This window comes from Malaciobacter canalis (genome assembly GCF_008000835.1).
In the GTDB taxonomy this organism is placed as follows: Bacteria; Campylobacterota; Campylobacteria; order Campylobacterales; family Arcobacteraceae; genus Malaciobacter; species Malaciobacter canalis.
This window is the reverse complement of sequence record NZ_CP042812.1, coordinates 535831-552830: the sequence shown is the minus strand read 5'-3', so window position 1 is coordinate 552830 and position 17000 is coordinate 535831. Positions and strand designations below refer to the sequence as shown.

At 26.1% G+C, this 17000-nt stretch carries 14 protein-coding genes; 1 reads left to right on the top strand and 13 read right to left on the bottom strand.

Annotated features, from left to right (window positions below):
* Positions 1-83: 83 nt before the first annotated feature.
* The 6 genes from ACAN_RS02725 to yajC all read right to left on the bottom strand — a co-directional run bounded on the left by ACAN_RS02725 (position 84) and on the right by yajC (position 4982).
* Positions 84-575: a hypothetical protein gene (locus ACAN_RS02725; protein WP_099333888.1), complete on the bottom strand. Its 492-nt coding sequence runs from the start codon at positions 573-575 to the stop codon at positions 84-86.
* A gap of 90 nt (positions 576-665) precedes the next feature.
* Entirely contained in the window at positions 666-1124 is a 459-nt protein-coding gene (locus ACAN_RS02720; protein ID WP_099333887.1) for a hypothetical protein, read from the bottom strand.
* 26 nt (positions 1125-1150) lie between these two features.
* Positions 1151-1567, bottom strand: a complete 417-nt coding sequence (locus ACAN_RS02715) for a hypothetical protein (protein ID WP_099333886.1) — start codon at positions 1565-1567, stop codon at positions 1151-1153.
* A gap of 533 nt (positions 1568-2100) precedes the next feature.
* The gene (gene secF / locus ACAN_RS02710; RefSeq protein ID WP_099310748.1) at positions 2101-3072 is read right to left on the bottom strand and encodes a protein translocase subunit SecF; all 972 of its coding nucleotides are present in this window, start codon (positions 3070-3072) and stop codon (positions 2101-2103) included.
* A complete protein-coding gene (gene secD / locus ACAN_RS02705) occupies positions 3072-4637 on the bottom strand; it encodes a protein translocase subunit SecD (protein ID WP_099333885.1) in 1566 nt (521 codons plus the stop codon). Before secD ends, secF begins: the two co-directional genes overlap by 1 nt.
* A 72-nt stretch (positions 4638-4709) precedes the next feature.
* Positions 4710-4982, bottom strand: a complete 273-nt coding sequence (gene yajC, locus ACAN_RS02700; RefSeq protein WP_079579191.1) for a preprotein translocase subunit YajC — start codon at positions 4980-4982, stop codon at positions 4710-4712.
* A gap of 28 nt (positions 4983-5010) precedes the next feature.
* Here yajC and ACAN_RS02695 point away from each other — a divergent pair, with 28 nt between their 5' ends.
* Complete coding sequence (locus ACAN_RS02695) at positions 5011-6243, top strand: apolipoprotein N-acyltransferase (protein ID WP_099333884.1); 1233 nt, start codon at positions 5011-5013, stop codon at positions 6241-6243.
* Positions 6244-6340: 97 nt separating this feature from the next.
* On the opposite strand, the gene ACAN_RS02690 is transcribed toward ACAN_RS02695, so the two are convergent.
* The 7 genes from ACAN_RS02690 to ACAN_RS02660 form a co-directional block, all read right to left on the bottom strand.
* A complete protein-coding gene (locus tag ACAN_RS02690) occupies positions 6341-7168 on the bottom strand; it encodes a tetratricopeptide repeat protein (RefSeq protein ID WP_099333883.1) in 828 nt (275 codons plus the stop codon).
* Positions 7169-7171: 3 nt separating this feature from the next.
* Positions 7172-10810 (bottom strand): hypothetical protein, encoded by a 3639-nt coding sequence (locus ACAN_RS02685; RefSeq protein ID WP_099333882.1) that lies wholly within the window; start codon positions 10808-10810, stop codon positions 7172-7174.
* Between the two features lie 65 nt (positions 10811-10875).
* Entirely contained in the window at positions 10876-12279 is a 1404-nt protein-coding gene (locus ACAN_RS02680) for a CCA tRNA nucleotidyltransferase (protein ID WP_099333881.1), read from the bottom strand.
* The gene (locus ACAN_RS02675) at positions 12257-13072 is read right to left on the bottom strand and encodes a mechanosensitive ion channel family protein (protein WP_099333880.1); all 816 of its coding nucleotides are present in this window, start codon (positions 13070-13072) and stop codon (positions 12257-12259) included. The genes ACAN_RS02680 and ACAN_RS02675 overlap by 23 nt, the downstream gene beginning before the upstream one ends.
* Positions 13073-13081: 9 nt before the next feature.
* Positions 13082-14785 carry a proline--tRNA ligase gene (locus tag ACAN_RS02670; protein WP_099333879.1) on the bottom strand — a complete coding sequence of 568 codons (1704 nt, stop codon included), beginning with the start codon at positions 14783-14785 and terminating at the stop codon, positions 13082-13084.
* 6 nt (positions 14786-14791) lie between these two features.
* A complete protein-coding gene (gene hemA / locus ACAN_RS02665; RefSeq protein WP_099333878.1) occupies positions 14792-16099 on the bottom strand; it encodes a glutamyl-tRNA reductase in 1308 nt (435 codons plus the stop codon).
* 2 nt (positions 16100-16101) lie between these two features.
* Positions 16102-16998, bottom strand: coding sequence for a polyprenyl synthetase family protein (locus ACAN_RS02660; RefSeq protein ID WP_099333877.1), 897 nt, complete (start codon positions 16996-16998; stop codon positions 16102-16104).
* Between the last annotated feature and the right edge of the window lie 2 nt (positions 16999-17000).

The following is a 17000-nucleotide window of genomic DNA, read 5'->3' as shown; positions in this document are numbered from 1 at the left end:
CTATTTTAATTGAAGCAAATATGATATCTAAAAAAGTATAAAATGAGGCTTTTATACTTAATTAGAACAGAAGTAAAAAAAAGTTATTGCTTGTCTTTTTTTCTATTTTTGATACTTTGAAAAAATCTTACAATTAGATATAACATTACAAGCTTAATAACAATTTGAAAAATTGTATATATACCAAATCTGTTAAATTCAAGTTCAAATGGATTGATTATATTATGAAATAATAAATTAAAAGTTACATCATCTGTTAAATAAAAATATATTCCAAGTAAAAAATACATTACTAAAAATAAAAACTGTTGTCTTCTCATTTGAATTACACTATAAACAAAATGCCAAACAAAGAAACTTACAAAACTTGCTATTAATAACTCTCTAAAAATACCTTTTTGAATATGAATAACATACTCTCTTGCTGTAGGTAAATAATAAAACTCAATAATTGAAGATATAATCTCTAAAATAAATATCCATGTTAAGGCTAAATACCAATCAGTACCATTTTTTGAAGTATATTTATCAAAATTATATAAAAACCCTTTTTTTTGTAAAACTGCTTCGCTCATTTATTATTCTCCTTTTGTTGTATCTATTTTATTAAAAAAACAATTAAAATAAACCCAAGTGAAAAAAAAGAGAATATTTATATTTAAATTCTATTTTCTTCTTGTATTTTGTCTTATTGAAATTATGAATTGATATATTAAAAATGCAATGATAATTTTAAATAAAAGTTGTATTACATCTAAAGTATCACCACTTGTCATTACTGTAAATGGATTTACTGTATTTGTAAATAATACAAACTTTATATCATGGGTAGTATATAAATATATTGGAAGTAAAGAACTAACTATAAATACATAAACTGCTCTATTTACTTTTACAACTGCTGCAATAAAAAAACTCACACTTAATATTATAAAAGTACCTAATAAAAATATATAATATTTATAATTCATATTTAATGCTATCTTATCAATTATTACATTATGTTCTGTAAATAAAGAGTAATCATACAATGAAGATATAAGTCCCACAATTAAGATACATAAAAATGCAGTAATCCAACTTTGAGAGTGATTTGAAGAGATACCATGAATTTTAAAAATCAACCAATCGAAAATATTCTTACCTTTTTTTATATCTTTAGATAATTCATCTTCTCTTTTTTCATCTCAATTGCATAAAATTTATTTGCTTCAATAATATTGTTTTGCTGTTCAAAAGAGTCTTTTATAATTCTTGCAGTTTCTCTATCATTTTTTCTAAAGTTAATATTTATATTTAAATAGTTATTAATTGATTTAAAATCTGCATAAGGGATATTAACTTTATTTTTAAAAGTTGTATTTTTAAAATTAACCTTATTTTTAAAAACTCCATACTTTAACTCTAATCTTTTATTAAAAAAGCTATTTTCTAAATTAAGAAACCCATTAAATATAGTTTTATAAAATGAACATTTTTCTTGAAAAAAACAATTATTAAATGTTATGTCACCATCAATTAAACAATGTTCTAAATTTAAGCCTTTAACAAAGGTGCAGTTTTTCAAATATATTTTACTTTTAAAATCAATGGATTTAATGATAATTTCACCATAAAAAGTGCACTCTTTAAAATAAATATTTTTTTTTAAAAGTAGCTTCCAAATTTTATGAATTTTTTTATTGGGGAAGATAACTTTATAAATTTCTATATCACTATTTGAATGTCTTTTTTGGTTTAATACATTCTTATAAAATGTTTAAAAAAAAAACTCTATACATCGCCTACTCAAAATAATCTTTTTCTTTTCACAATGTAAAATACATTTATCACTATCTCCAAAATTTTCTAAACTACAATTTTCAATATTACACATTTATACTCTTTAAATAAACTATTGGATTTATTATATTCAAATTGCCCTTTGGAGTCTTTTATTAATTCTTTTATAAAAAGTAAAACAAAAAATCATGAGCAGAAATGAAAATTACGCTATATAAATAAAAAAATATGAAGGAGCTTACTGAAGTAAGTGACTGAGTAGTTTTTTTGTTTTGAAGTAGTATAGTTTTAAAAAGGACTGTTTAGAAGCTATAGCTTCTAAACTGTTCCTTTTTCATACATGGCTCTTATTTTTTCTTTCTCTTTTTGTCTTTTAACTTTTTCAGCTTCTTTAGCTCTAAAGTCTGCAATAGAGAACTTTAATTGAACTAAGAATGATGCTGCTATAAATATAGATGAATAAGTACCTACTACAATACCTACAAGTAATGTAAAGGCAAATCCATGGATTATCTCACCACCAAATGCAAACAGTGTTGCAACAACAAAGAAAGTTGTCAATGAAGTAAGAGTAGTTCTTGATAAAGTCATACTAACAGATTCATTTACAATTTTTTCAAGGGCTGTTTCTTTAGAAGATTGAACCCCTTCTCTAATTCTATCAAATACAATAATTGTATCATTTAGTGAATATCCCAAGATGGTCAATATTGCTGCTAATATATCTAAGTTTACTTCCACAGAAAATAAAGAAATTGCACCAAGTGCAATAGTAATATCATGTACAAGTGCTAAAATAGAAGCAACTGCAAATCTCCATTCAAATCTATAACTAACGTAAATTAAGATGATTATTATTGATAATCCTAAAGCCATCAGACCTTTTTCTCTTAATTCATTACCTACTTTTGGACCAACAATATCAACTCTTCTTACTTCAAAATTTCCAGTAGGGTCTAATACAATATGAATTTTATCACTAATATCTGTTGACAAATCAGAAGATGAACCAGAAAGTCTAATAACAACCTCTTCATCACTTCCAAATTTTGAAATAATAGCATTTGCATACTCAGGTTTTGTTTTTAAAACATCTCTAATATCTGAAATTGGAGCAGCTTTTTCATATTTTACTTGAACAATAGTTCCACCAGCAAAATCAATACCAAAATTTAAGCCTTTTACTAATAAAAGAACTATTGATGCTATAAATAAAATCGAAGAAAAACCTAAAAAAGGTAATCTTCTTCCCATGAAGTTATATACTTTGTTTGATTTAAAAATTTCCATTAACTAACTCCAAACCATTTTTTAACGTTTTTATCTTTTGATATTTTAGGCATTAATGCTTCATAAATACCATGTGTACCTAAAATTGCTGTTAACATAGATGCTAAAATGCCAATAGAAATAGTCACTGCAAACCCTTTAATAGGACCTGTACCATAAGCATAAAGTATTACAGCAACCAATAGTGTTGTAATATTTGCATCTAAGATTGCTCTCATTGCATTTGAGTAACCATCTTCAATAGCTTTTGGAATTGACTTACCTTTTTTAATTAGTTCTCTAATTCTTTCAGTAATAATAACATTAGCATCAACAGCCATACCAACAGTTAAAACTATACCAGCCATACCAGGCAAGGTTAAAGTAGCTCCAAACATTGCCATAACAGATATAATAATAAAGATATTTGTAATCAATGCAATATTAGCAACAAACCCAGCACGTCTATAGTAAACTACCATAAAAATTACAACTAAAATAAACCCTAAAATAAGTGCAAGCATTGAAGCTTTAATAGAATCAGCACCAAGAGATGGTCCTACACTTCTTTTTTCTAGAAGCTTAACAGATGCAGGTAAAGCACCACTTCTTAAAGCAATAGCAACATTCCCAGCTTCTGCAATAGTAAATCCACCAGAAATTTGTCCACTTCCTCCACCAATTCTTTCTCTAATTGAAGGAGCAGAATATACTTTCCCATCTAAAACAACAGCAAGTCTTTTACCAATACTTTTTGCTGTAAAATCACCAAAAATTCTTGAACCAGCAGAGTTTAAAGTAAAATTAATTATTGGTTGATTTGATTGATCAAATGCTACTTTTGCATCTATTACTTGATCACCATTTAAAATTGGTATCTCTTTTACAAGATATAAAACATTTGAGTTGTTTGTATCTTCTAAAATAATATCACCATATTCAGCTGCTTGTGCATCACTCATAGTATAAACTCTATCAGCTCTTTCTTCATCAACAGCCATAAGTTCTAAATTTGCAGGTTTTGAGATTAATTCTCTTGCTGATTTTTCTTCTTCTTGAGATTTAATTCCTGGAAGTTGAACAACAATATCAGTTTCACCCTGTCTTATAACCGTAGGTTCAGATAAACCAAACTGGTCAAGTCTATTTCTAATAGTTTCAACTGCTTGAGATACAGACAAGTCTTTTGTTCTTGCTATCTCTTCTTCTGTTAAACTTACATCAACATTTAAAGAATCAATAGCAATATTTAAGCCATCGATTTTTTCCAACATTTTTTCAATTTTTGGAATTTCATCACCATCTAATACCGTAAAACTTACACTATCTTCGTTGATACTTAACTCTTCGATTAATAGGTCTTCTTCTTCTGCAAAATATTTTATTGAAGTTGCAATACTTTTTATTTTTGAAGTTACAGCTTCATTTGTCTGAACTCCCAAAAGCATATGAAGACCACCTTGAAGGTCAAGTCCTAATGCAATCTTTTTACCAGTATCAGTCTGCATAAATGAAGGCATTGAAAACACAACTCCAAATATGATACTTAATATAAAAATTATTAGTCTATAATTAAAGATTTTCAATTATTTTCCTTAGCTTGTAGTACATAGAAAATTTAAAACATACAAAGATTGTATGTTTTAAAATAGTTTAAATTATTCTGAAAGTTTTGCAACAAACTCTTTTTTTAATTTCATTTCAGTGTTGTCGTGATTTTTTACAATTAAAAAGTCTTCTTCAACTTTTGTAATTTCTACCATTAAGCCACCATTTGTTACAATCTTATCGCCCTTTTTTAATTCAGTAATCATTTGCTTATGAGCCTTAGCTTGTTTTTGCTGTGGTCTGATAATTAAAAAATAAAAAATCGCAAATAATGCAACTAGAGGTAGTAATGAGCTTATTAAATCAGCACTTTGACCTTCCATTAAATTTCCTTTTAGTAAAGTTTTTTCTATGTTTTTAGTAAAACGTGTTAATTTTAACAAAACTATTATAATAAAAGGCTTGATAACTGCAATATTACTTAGTTGTTTTATCTACTTATCCCATTTTAGTATAGAAATAAAACTATTAAATTCTATTTTAGGCCTAGCTAGTATTTTTATGCTTCTTACAATTCCTAGAGTATCTTTAGTAATTGCTGGTTTTTTTACTGGAATATTTTGGTTTTATTGGATAGCTTTTAGTTTTATTTATTATGATTTAATATATTTAATTCCTTTTGTAACTATTGCATTTGGATTAATTATTGCTTTTTTATTTTTTCTAATTGATTTTATAAAAAAACCTATATTTAGAGCTTTTGCCATTTTTGCACTTACTTATATTGAGCCTTTTGGATTCAATTGGTTTAAACTTGAACTTTTATTTATTGATTCATATTTTGATACTTCTAAATTAAGCTTTGCATTAATTATTATAAGTATGTTTTTTCTAACAAGAAAATTAAAATATAAAGCCCTTGCTATTATTCCACTACTATTTGCAATAAACTACTCAGAACCTGTAAAAGTAGAAGAACCAAACTTAAAAATATACATGGCTAAATTAAATACTTCACAAAATATAAAATGGAATCAAAAAAATAAATTAAATATTATAGATAGAAATATAGATGAAATAAACTATGCCATTGATAATGCTTATGATTTAGTAGTTTTACCTGAAACAGCGTTTCCTTTACTTTTAGACAAAAATGAATTTCTAATGGATTTTTTAAAGAAAAAATCTATTAAAATAGATATCATAACAGGAGCTATGTCTTCTGATGAAAAAGGATATTATAATTCAACTTTTCATTTTTCAAATAAGAGAGTAAAAATAGCCAATAAAGTAGTTTTAGTACCCTTTGGAGAAGAGATACCACTTCCAAAAATCTTAACAGATTTAATAAATAAAATTTTCTATGATGGCGCGCAAGATTATTCAAAAGCAAGCAAACCTACTGATTTTAATATAAAAGGATACAACTTTAGAAATGCAATTTGCTATGAAGCAACAACAGATGAAATTTTCCAAAATCTAAATGAAACAAAATATATTATTGCAATATCAAATAATGCTTGGTTTATGCCATCAATTGAACCCACAATACAAAAACTTCTAATGAAATATTATGCTAAAAAGTATAATGTAATAATCTATCACACAGTTAATAAAAGTGAAAATCTCATAATAAAGCCTTAATATAATTCTAACTCACCTTTAAACTTAATAGTAATATAGGTGAGATTAATACTTCAAAAAATAAGATATAAGTTAATTCTTTTATTTATGTACTGTTTTATTCATCATCTAATCCTAATTTACCTTTATATTTAATAGGAAACTCATCTGAGTTTAATTGTAGCTCATAGCCTTTTTTTATGATTTCATTTGGGATGTTCCATTTATTTTTAAGTAGTTTTAAAACTGAACTTTTGCTATACTTATTTTCTATTAATGCTATTGCATATGCACTTGCTTTTATATCATCTTTTAAATGATGGTGATATAGTCTTGATAAGTTATGATTAGCTTCTAAATCTTTTAGTTTTACACCCTCTTTGTAATATTTTTCTGCTTTTTTATAATCATATAAATAATTTGTATATAAATATCCCAATGCTATTGGTGCATCTTTATCTTTACTTTCAAATGATTTTATAAACCATTCTTCTGCTTTTTTATAATCTTTTTTTTCTCTATAAGTATATGCTAACTGAAACAATGCTTCTTTATTACCTAAATCAATTGCATTTTTACACCATTTAATAGCTGTTTTATAATCTTTTTTCATTTGATATGCATAGCACATATAGTTTGAGTTTATTCCTGTTGGTTTCATCGAGTTTGAATATTTATACCATTTGATTGCTTTATCATAATCTTTTAGCTCTTCTGAGTATGCATATCCTATCTTTGTTGCTGAAATTGGGTCTGTTTTTGCTTGATGCCAATTACCTATATATCCATCTAAAATATTTTTAGCTTTTTTATCCCATTGTGGCATTGCTAAAGTTGCATTATATTTTATTTCTTTTTTTCCATTATCACTAGTATCATTACATCCTGCAAATATAAATATTATATTTATTAACAATAACAATTTTAATATATTTTTAACTTTCACTTTTTAATCCTTTTTTTCTTTTAATTTTTCTATCTCTTCTATATCTTTTAATGTAAAACTTGATTGTTTAAAATTTAATGCAAAAAGATAGTTTAAATCTTTATAATCATATATAAAAGTATATTTAAACTCTATTTGTGGGGAAAGTAAAATAATTGAAGCTTTTTTATTATTTAATTGTGACAATTCTTTTAGATAAGCAAAATCTTGATTATATAAATCATATATATAATATTTATTATCAAGAACGAAATTATTCTGTTCGATTTCTGTATAAATTTCATCTGATACAAAAATAAATTTATTTTTTTTATTTTCAACTAATTTTTTTGGTATTTTAATATATGTTCTTTGATTTAGTACAATATCTATATCATACTTATTTTTTAATTTCTTAACTCTTTTTGTTTCATTTAATAGTTCTAATTTATATCCTAATAATGATGATTTAAAGAAACTTAGTTCATTTCTTAATGCTGTATCAAAGTATTCTTTATTTTCATCATAATTCTTTCCTATAAAATTGATTAGGTTTTTTGAAGTTTTAAAGCCTTCACTATTTATACTTTTTAACTTTTCATTTGTATTTGTAGTTTCAAATAAGTAGTAAGCTTTGTAATTGATATGATATAAAGAACCTATATTTAAAAATCCACTATATTCATATATATCTTCATATAGAAGTGATTTATAAAGATATTTTTCTATATTACTATCAATTATATAATGAGAAAAATAGTTCCAAACTATTTCTAATAAAATTAATAAAACATAAGATGTTACACCAGAAGCAATAAGTAAAGATACAGTCAATGCTGTTTTTAATCCACTTAAAAAACTTGCATCATAATCATCATTTGACAAGAATTTCAATGAAGAGTAAGTCCCATTTATAACTACAAGTGGAACTCCTACTTTTGTAATTAGTTCTAGTGCTCTTTTAGACATTGATTGGATCTTTTTATCTTTTAATATCTCTTGTATTGTTTTTTGTGCTGTTCCTGCTGATTTATTTGCATTTACAGAATTCACTAACATTCTTTCTGTTACTATTTTTGTCATATATAATACATCATCAATCACACTCATTGTATTTTGAATATTTTTATCTTTTCTAAAGATATATATTCCTAATGTAATAAAAGCAATAATTGCAGATGCAACTTTTATCTTATTTGTTGTCTTTGTTAATTTATTTAATTTATCTTTTATATTTTTTGGGATTTTAGTTCTATCAAAATCTTTATCTTTCATAGCCTCAAATAAATCAATAGTCTTTTGACTAAATCCATTTATTGTATATAGTGCTTTTGTTATATCTTCTGTAAGATTTTTTGATTGAAATTTTTCATCAAATAGATGGTCATTTATATCTTCTAATTTTACAAAATAGTTTCTATTTTCTTTTTCTTCATATTTTGATATAAAATTTTTTGCATTTGCTTTTTGATTATCACTAGAAAAATAAGCATATTTTATAAGCCTTAATATCATATCTAGATATACATCTGATATTTTATATTCATTTGTAATTCTATCTTTTATTTCATCACTTAAGAGTATTCTTCTATCTGTCAAATTTTCTACAAAAGTATAGATATGTTTTAATTTAGGACTAAAAAAACTAATCTTATCTATTTCTTCATCAAAATTTACTCTTGGATAACTTAACAAACAAACTATATTCATACAACTTATTATATATGCTTCTTCATCTTCTACTTTAATCTCTTCATATATTTTTAATAGTTTTTTTAATTCTTCACTTTGTAGTTGTTTCTCTATTTTTTTTATTATATTTTGAGGTATTTCTAATTTTGCTTCATTTTTATAAAAGTTTTCTTTATTTGAATATAAAAAATTTGATTTAAATTTGATTGAAGAGCTATCAAATTCATATGATTTTTTTGTAAGTTGTATTTTTAAACTATCATATTCCTCAAATAGTTTATCATCTCTTTCTATAATTTTAAAATAACTATTTTTCTGTTTTTTTATTACATTTTTTATGTCTCTTGTATTTTCTTCAGAAATTGACGGATAAGGTATCATTTGTTTTATTTTAAAATATAATTTTTTTCTTAAACTATCTATTATTTTAAACTTTTCACTTTTTCTTATTTTTTCTTCATATTTATTTGCAAAAAATATTGCAAACATAAGGTAAGATACAACTACTCTTGGGTCTTCTTGTATTTTAGTAAATTCTAAATTATCCCCATAAAAATATAACTGTTTATAATTTTTACTCTTTTTTAATAATTCTTTTTCTTTATATGTTGCATTTGGGTTTAGATATTTATAATTATCTTTTGTTACAAAACTATGTTTATCTACATAGTATTTTACTATATCTTTCAAACATCCATTATTTAAATATGCTACATCTTTTATATATGATTTTGCAATATCAAAAGTTTTTTCATCTAATATATTTGCAAGATTATTTGAAGATGTTAATATAGAACTACATATTTTATCACTTAAAAGTATCGTAATTAATTCTTGATAAGTATCTTTTAACTCTTTTGCATCTTTTTCTTGTTTTTCATCTATATAAAATGTATCTACAAGATTTGCAATAGTATATGCATATGAATTTTGTTTTTTAATATCTTCAATAATATTATCATTATAAGCATATGCTAGTTTATAATTTGTGTAGTATCTTTCATACATATCTTCTATTTGGGCTAAGATATCTTCTATTATACAAAGGATATTTAATCTTTTATTTTTATCCTCTTCATTTACTTTATACTCTTTTTGTAGTTTTAAATCATCATCTGTTAATACTATTTTATTTATACTATTTGAATCTTCAAAGTAAAAGCTATTTTTATTATCTGGTTGTTTTGGATTTATTATTTGTCTTTTTAGTTTTAATATATCTATTTTATTTGTAAGTTTTATACTACTATATGAGATAGTTATTTCACTTTGTTCATATATTGGTATATAGTTATATTTTATTTTTGTATTTGTATTTTCAAAAAATATCTCTTGGAGTTTTTCACTATATAGTGTTCCTCTACTTAGTACTTTATATTCTTGTATTTTATCATCTTGAATAACATACACATAGGCAAAGGTATGCACATGAACATTATCTTTTATTTGAACAAACTCTTTTTTTCCCACATAAGTATCATCAGATTTTAAAAATGCTCTTGTTGGTCTAAGTGGTCTATATACATCTTCACTTTTTCTTACTAAATACAAAGAGTATTTTTCTGTTTGTTTTATCTCTTCTTCTTGTTTTATTGTCTCTTCTAGTGGTTCTTCTTCTTTTACTACACTACTTTCTATACTTGGTGGGGCAATTATTTTTGAAGTTGTTTGTCCTGGTGCTTTTAATACAACTGATCTTCCTTTATCTGTTTTAAATCCATCTGTTCTTAATAAAAAATGATTGGCAGTTGATTTTACATTTGTTTCTGTTCCTGCTGTTGATATTGAAGCTACTTTTGTACATTTATTTTTACTTCTTGGGCAAGCTACTGGGGCTCCTATTATATCTTTTAGGTATAAAGGCTTTGCTCCTGCTATTCGTTCTACTTTTGCTGTTGAAGTTAATGTTACTTTACCTCCACAAGCGCATTGAATAAGCCCTGCTTCTATTACATTATATGTATTGCCCATTTTTATAACCTAATTATAATTTATGGTATTTTAGTTTAAAATAATTTAATTTGTTATTAAAGGAGCTAGTTTTTTGGAAACTTATTTAGTATATAACTTAAAATTAGGGTTTTATCAAAGTTTTCTTCTATTTGCAAATCCAAAGCATAATCTAGTATTTCTTTGAATTGTTTTGATGGTTTATAGCCTAAATCAATCAAATCTCTTCCTAAAACTAAAGGTTTTAAAGCACTATTTTCAATATTTAACTCTTTTGCTTTATTTAATAACCAATTTATAGCTTTTGGACATTTTTCTTTATCTTTTATATCTCTTCCCAAACAATCTGCAAGGCATATTAAACACAAATCTTCAATATTAACTTTTAAAGATAATCTTTTAACTGCTTTTAGTGATGAGTTTGCTAAGTATAATTGAAAAGGTACAAGATGGGATTTTACAAGTGGTGTTACTTTTTCTATTAATTTTTTTTCATTTGTAATTTTTGATAAAAAGCTAATAGTTGGTTCAATTCCTAATGTTTCATGTTTATGTGAAGTGATTTTACCATCAATTAATTTTGTACAATATGGTTTTCCCAAGTCATGACATAATATTGCATAAAAAAGATATAACTTTCTAGTTTCATCTTCAATTTGTTCTTTTTTTAATATTTTTGCCAGTTCATCAATAGTCATTAATGTATGAATCCAAACATCACCTTCTGGATGATACTGTTTATCTTGTACACATCCAACTAATGCTTGTAATTCTTCAAAATGCTTTAGTATTCCTAAATCATTCATAAGTTCAAAACCAACTGAGGGTTTATTTGATTTTAAAAATAGCTTTTTAAACTCTTCAAAAACTCTCTCTTTAGGAAGTTGTGTTAATTCATTGTTATCAACCATACTTTTACATAAATTAAAAGTAGATTCACTCATTTTTAATTCAAATCTTGCACAAAACTGTATTGCTCTATATACTCTTAAAGGATCCTCTACAAACGTTTTATCACTAATATGTCTTAAAACACCATCTTTTAAATCTTGTATTCCATTATTAGGATCTAGTAGTTTATCTTCAAAAAAGTCATATCCAATAGAGTTTATAGTAAAGTCTCGCCTTAAACTAGCTTTTTTAAAGCTCATATGTTTATTGATTATAACTTCAAAGCCTTTATGCCCATCTGCTACTTTTTTTTCTTGCCTTGCTAATGCAAAATCAAAATCATATCCATCAACATTTAAAGTTAAAACTCCAAACGATTTTCCCACAAGTTTTACACTTCCAAAAGAAGATAAAACTTCTTGAATATCTTCAAGTTTTTCTATATTGAATAGTTCAACATCATAATCTTTGCATGGAATTTTTAATAAATTATCTCGAATGCAACCACCCACAAGAATAGGCTTGGCTCCTATATCTTGTAGGGCATAAAGTATATCTTTTAGTATTTGGGGAAGTTTAGCTTTTATGTTTATATACATGAACATCAGTTTGTGGATAAGGAATAGAGATTCCCTCTTCATCAAATCTTGTTTTTACTTTTTCTGTTAAATCAAATTTAACACTCCAATAATCAGGTGTTTTAACCCAAGCTCTAACTACAAAATTTACCGATGAATTAGCTAGTTCTGAAACTGCAACAGTATTTGCTTCATCCAATAAAACTTTATCATTTGACTTAATAATCTCATGCAAAATCTCTTTTGCTTTTTTTATATCATCATCATAACCAATACCAACTACTAAATCAACTCTTCTTTTTTCATTTGCGTTTACATTTGTAATAGTGCTACTTGTAATTGCGCCATTTGGCACTATTAGTTTTTGATTATCTGGTGTTTTTAAAATAGTATTAAAAATTGATATCTCTTCAACTGTACCACTAGACCCACCAGCTGTTACATAATCTCCAACTTTAAAAGGTCTAAATAAAATAATCATAACACCAGAAGCAAAGTTTCCTAGTGAATCTTTAAGTGCTAAACCAATTGCAAGACCAGCAGCACCTAAAATTGCAAAGAATGATGTAGTATCAATTCCTAATTGTTTCAATGCAGTTAAAGCAACTATTACCATCAAAGAATAATAAATAATATTCTTTAGAAACTTTATTAATGTTTCATCAATTCTATTTGTTTTTGTCAAAAGTTTGATTGTAGCATCTGTTAATTTCCCTACAAGCCATTTACCAATAATAAAAATTACAATAGAAATAGCTATATTTAAAGCATATGTTCCAATTAAATCAGAAACTGATTGTACACTTCCTTGCATTTTATATCCTTATTTTATAATTTCTTTTAATTTAGATGTAACTTCTGTTAATAAAACTTCTGTTTTTTCTAAAGTTTTTCTATTTACAATTTCAACCATACCATCTTTTAATCTCTTTCCAACTACAACAGCATAAGGAAATCCAATAAGTTCAAAATCACTCATTTTAAATCCAAATCTTGCATTTTTTCTATCATCTAAAAGAGTTTCTATTCCCTCTTGTACTAGTTGATTGTAGATATTCGTTCCAGCTTCTAATTCTTCATCTTTTTTTGCATTAGAAATAATAACATCAACCATAAATGGAGCTGTAGCTTTTGTCCAAATACAACCTTTTTCATCATGATTTTGTTCAATTACTGCTGCAACTAATCTACTTACACCTATTCCATAACATCCCATAATAAATGCTTGAGCTTTTCCATTTGCATCTAAAAATGTTGCATTCATAGCGCTTGAATATTTTGTTCCAAGTTGAAAAATATGTCCAGCTTCTATTCCCTTAGTATGAGATAACTTTCCACCACAACATGCACATAAATCACCTTGTTTTACTTCAATTAAATCAGCAAATTCTAAATCAAATTTATTTAAATCAACACCACTTAAATGGTAATCAACTTCATTTGCACCACAAATAATACTGTTTTCACCTTCTAATTCTTTATCAAAAAGTACTTTAATATCCTTAGGAAAATCAACAATTCCACAAAAACCAGCTATTAAATTTGCATTTTCTAAATCTTCTTGTGTTGCATCTTCTATTTCAAGTGCACCAATAGCATTACAAGCTTTTGTTTCTTCAAGTTCATCTGTTCCTCTTACAAAAAATACCACAGTTTGAGTTTTCTCTTCAAAGATAGCTTTTTTTATTACTGCTTTTATTGAATAGTATGGATCAACTTCTAAAAAATTTGTTACTTCATCAATTGATTTTAAATTTGGTGTATGTACTTTTTTAATCTCTGTTGTTTCTAAAGGCTCTTTTTTTAATACTTTTCTAGTAGCTGCTTCAATATTTGCTCCATAATCACATGAATCACATACCACAATAGTATCTTCACCTGAGTTTGCCAAAATCATAAACTCCTTTGAACCACTACCACCAATAGCTCCACTATCAGCTTCAACTACTCTAAACTCTAAGCCTAATCTTTCATAAACTTTTTTGTAAGTTTCTTCCATAAGATTAAACTCTCTTACTAAATCCTCATGTGAATCATGAAAAGAGTAAGCATCTTTCATAAGAAACTCTCTACCTCTCATCAGACCAAATCTAGGTCTTGCTTCATCTCTAAATTTAGTATTAATTTGATAAAGGTTAACTGGCAAATCTTTATATGAAGTAATTCTATTATTTACCATATCAACTAATGCTTCTTCATTTGTAGGTGATAATACATAACTTGCATTTTTTCTATCTTTAAATTTTAAAAGTTCAGAACCCATAGTATTTGCTCTACCAGATTCTTCCCATAAAGATGTTGGAGTAACAAATCCCATTTGTACTTCATTTGCACCTGCTTTATCCATCTCTTCTTTTACAATTGCTCTAATTTTCTCTAATACAATTTTTCCAAGTGGCATAAAGTTATAAATACCAGATCCTACTTGATTGATAAATCCACCTCTTACAAGATATTGGTGAGATGCTAAAGTTGCATCTTTTGGTGCTTCTTTAGTAGTTGGTATAAACATATTTGAAAACTTCATTAACTATTATCCTCTTTCATTTATTTTCAATGCGTGTTCGCATTTATATTTGTTTAACATATTTGAATCGCTATTTAAATTAAACATTGATTGAACTGCTCCTAAAACAATATCACATTCCATATTTTTTGATAGATGTTTCATTTTTTTTGAAGGTTGATGCAAATACTCTGTTAAAACTGTTTTACATAGTTTTCTAATATTCTCTTCATCCTCTTTTTTAATAAAACCTTTTTTTATTGCATTATTGACTTTTTTATCAATAACCTCATCACCTTTTATATACAGATGCTTAATCACAGGTTCTACTTCTAATGTCTTTAACCAATCAAAAAACTCAACTGACATTTTACCTACAATTCCGTATGCAGTTTTTGCTTGTTTTGCTTTTAACTCCATATTTGAATTTACAATAAATTGTAAATCATCTACTGAAAATATCTTTAAATTTGGTGATTCAATCTCATCAATATCTCTAGGCACTGCAATATCAAACCAAAATCTATCAAACTCACAATCAGTTACCATATCTTTTGTAATTATTGGATATGGTGCTCCTGTTGCTGTAAGTACTACAGGAATATGATTTAAAAGTTTTTTTAAGTTACTGTACTCTTCAACCTCAACATGAACTTCAAAAGTATTTGCTAAAATTTTTGCTTTTTTAATATCTCTACTTATAAGTGTTACTTTAAAACCTTTAGAAATTAAGTGCTTAACAGTAAGTTCACTCATCTCCCCTGCACCAATTACTAAAGCTTGAACTCCATCTTTGTTATCAACTACTTCTTTTGCTTTTAATACTGCTGTACTAGCAACTGATACAGATCCTGTACCTAGGCTTGTAGCAGTTCTAACTGCTGCTGCACACTTAAATGCATAGTGAAGTGCCCTTGGTAGATTTTGTTGACAGTAGCCTTTTGAAAGAGATAGCCTAAAGGCATCTTTTAATTGTCCTACAATTTGTGTTTCACCAATTACAAGTGAATCTAAAGCTGATGCTACTGAAAATAGATGGTGAATTGCACCCTCATTATCATAAACATCAGCTCTATCAAATAAATCATCATAATTTAATTGTGCATATTGTGCTAATCTTTGAATAATACATGATGTTGCATATGAAATATTTGATGTAGAGATAATAATTTCTACCCTATTACATGTAGATAATAAAATAGCTTCTTTAATTACAGCTTCACTATGTAATTGCTTTAAAAATCTATCTTTATTCTCTTCATTAGGAAAAGCTAGTTTCTCTCTTGTTTGAATATCTGTATTTTTATGCGAAAAACTTATTACTAAATAACTCATTATTAAAACTCTCTTTCTATCATAGCTTTCATAATTTGAACCAAGGAGTCATCTTTTTCATTTTCAACTGCTTTAATTGCTTCTAAGCCTAAAGTTTTTGCCTGATTTATACTATCTTCTAAAGCTTTTGTATCTTTCATTTGCTTTTGTATCCACAAACTATCTTCTTTTGATAACTCTTTTTTATAAAGTGCTTCTAATTTTGCTTTTTCATCTATTCTTTGGTGTAAAAGCAAATATGGAATAGTAACTTTTCCTTCTACAAAATCTAAAAGTGCAGGTTTCCCAAGAGTATGTGTATCTTGTGTAATATCTAAAATATCATCAATCATTTGAAAAGCTAAACCTAGATTTTTTCCATATAAAGCAAATTTATCTTTATCTTTATTTACTAAAATAGCAGCAGCTTTTGCACTAGCTTCAATCAATGAAGCAGTTTTTTTATAAATCATATCTAGATATTTTTCATATGAAGTATTAAACTCTTTTGTCAAATCCACATCAAGCATCTCTCCAATACTTAAAAGAGTAACAGCACTTGAAACAGTAGTTGCTACTTCTGTTGGCATTTTTGCCAATTCTGTAAAAGCTTTTGAGTATAAAACATCTCCAAACATAATAGCTGTTTTATCATCATACAAAGCATTTACAGATGGCTTTCCTCTTCTTGTATCTGATTCATCAATTACATCATCATGTAAAAGTGAAGCAGCATGAATCATCTCAATAACTGCGCAAAGTTTAATTGATTCTTCACTAGAACCTGCAATTTTAATTACAAGCTTACTTCTTAACATTTTTCCAGTTGATAATTTATCTAATAACTCTAAACATTTTTTATCATTGCACTCTTGCACAAAAGTTTGTATTTGTGCTTTTACTTTTTCTAATTCTATCAATT

What these genes read in the sequence shown, in the direction of transcription:
- ACAN_RS02725 (WP_099333888.1), bottom strand. Translation starts at nt 575, where the DNA reads ATGAGCGAAGCAGTTTTACAAAAAAAAGGGTTTTTATATAATTTTGAT.
- secF (WP_099310748.1), bottom strand. Translation starts at nt 3,072, where the DNA reads ATGGAAATTTTTAAATCAAACAAAGTATATAACTTCATGGGAAGAAGA.
- yajC (WP_079579191.1), bottom strand. Translation starts at nt 4,982, where the DNA reads ATGGAAGGTCAAAGTGCTGATTTAATAAGCTCATTACTACCTCTAGTT.
- ACAN_RS02695 (WP_099333884.1), top strand. Translation starts at nt 5,011, where the DNA reads ATGTTTTTAGTAAAACGTGTTAATTTTAACAAAACTATTATAATAAAA.
- ACAN_RS02685 (WP_099333882.1), bottom strand. Translation starts at nt 10,810, where the DNA reads ATGGGCAATACATATAATGTAATAGAAGCAGGGCTTATTCAATGCGCT.
- ACAN_RS02680 (WP_099333881.1), bottom strand. Translation starts at nt 12,279, where the DNA reads ATGTATATAAACATAAAAGCTAAACTTCCCCAAATACTAAAAGATATA.
- ACAN_RS02675 (WP_099333880.1), bottom strand. Translation starts at nt 13,072, where the DNA reads ATGCAAGGAAGTGTACAATCAGTTTCTGATTTAATTGGAACATATGCT.
- ACAN_RS02670 (WP_099333879.1), bottom strand. Translation starts at nt 14,785, where the DNA reads ATGAAGTTTTCAAATATGTTTATACCAACTACTAAAGAAGCACCAAAA.
- hemA (WP_099333878.1), bottom strand. Translation starts at nt 16,099, where the DNA reads ATGAGTTATTTAGTAATAAGTTTTTCGCATAAAAATACAGATATTCAA.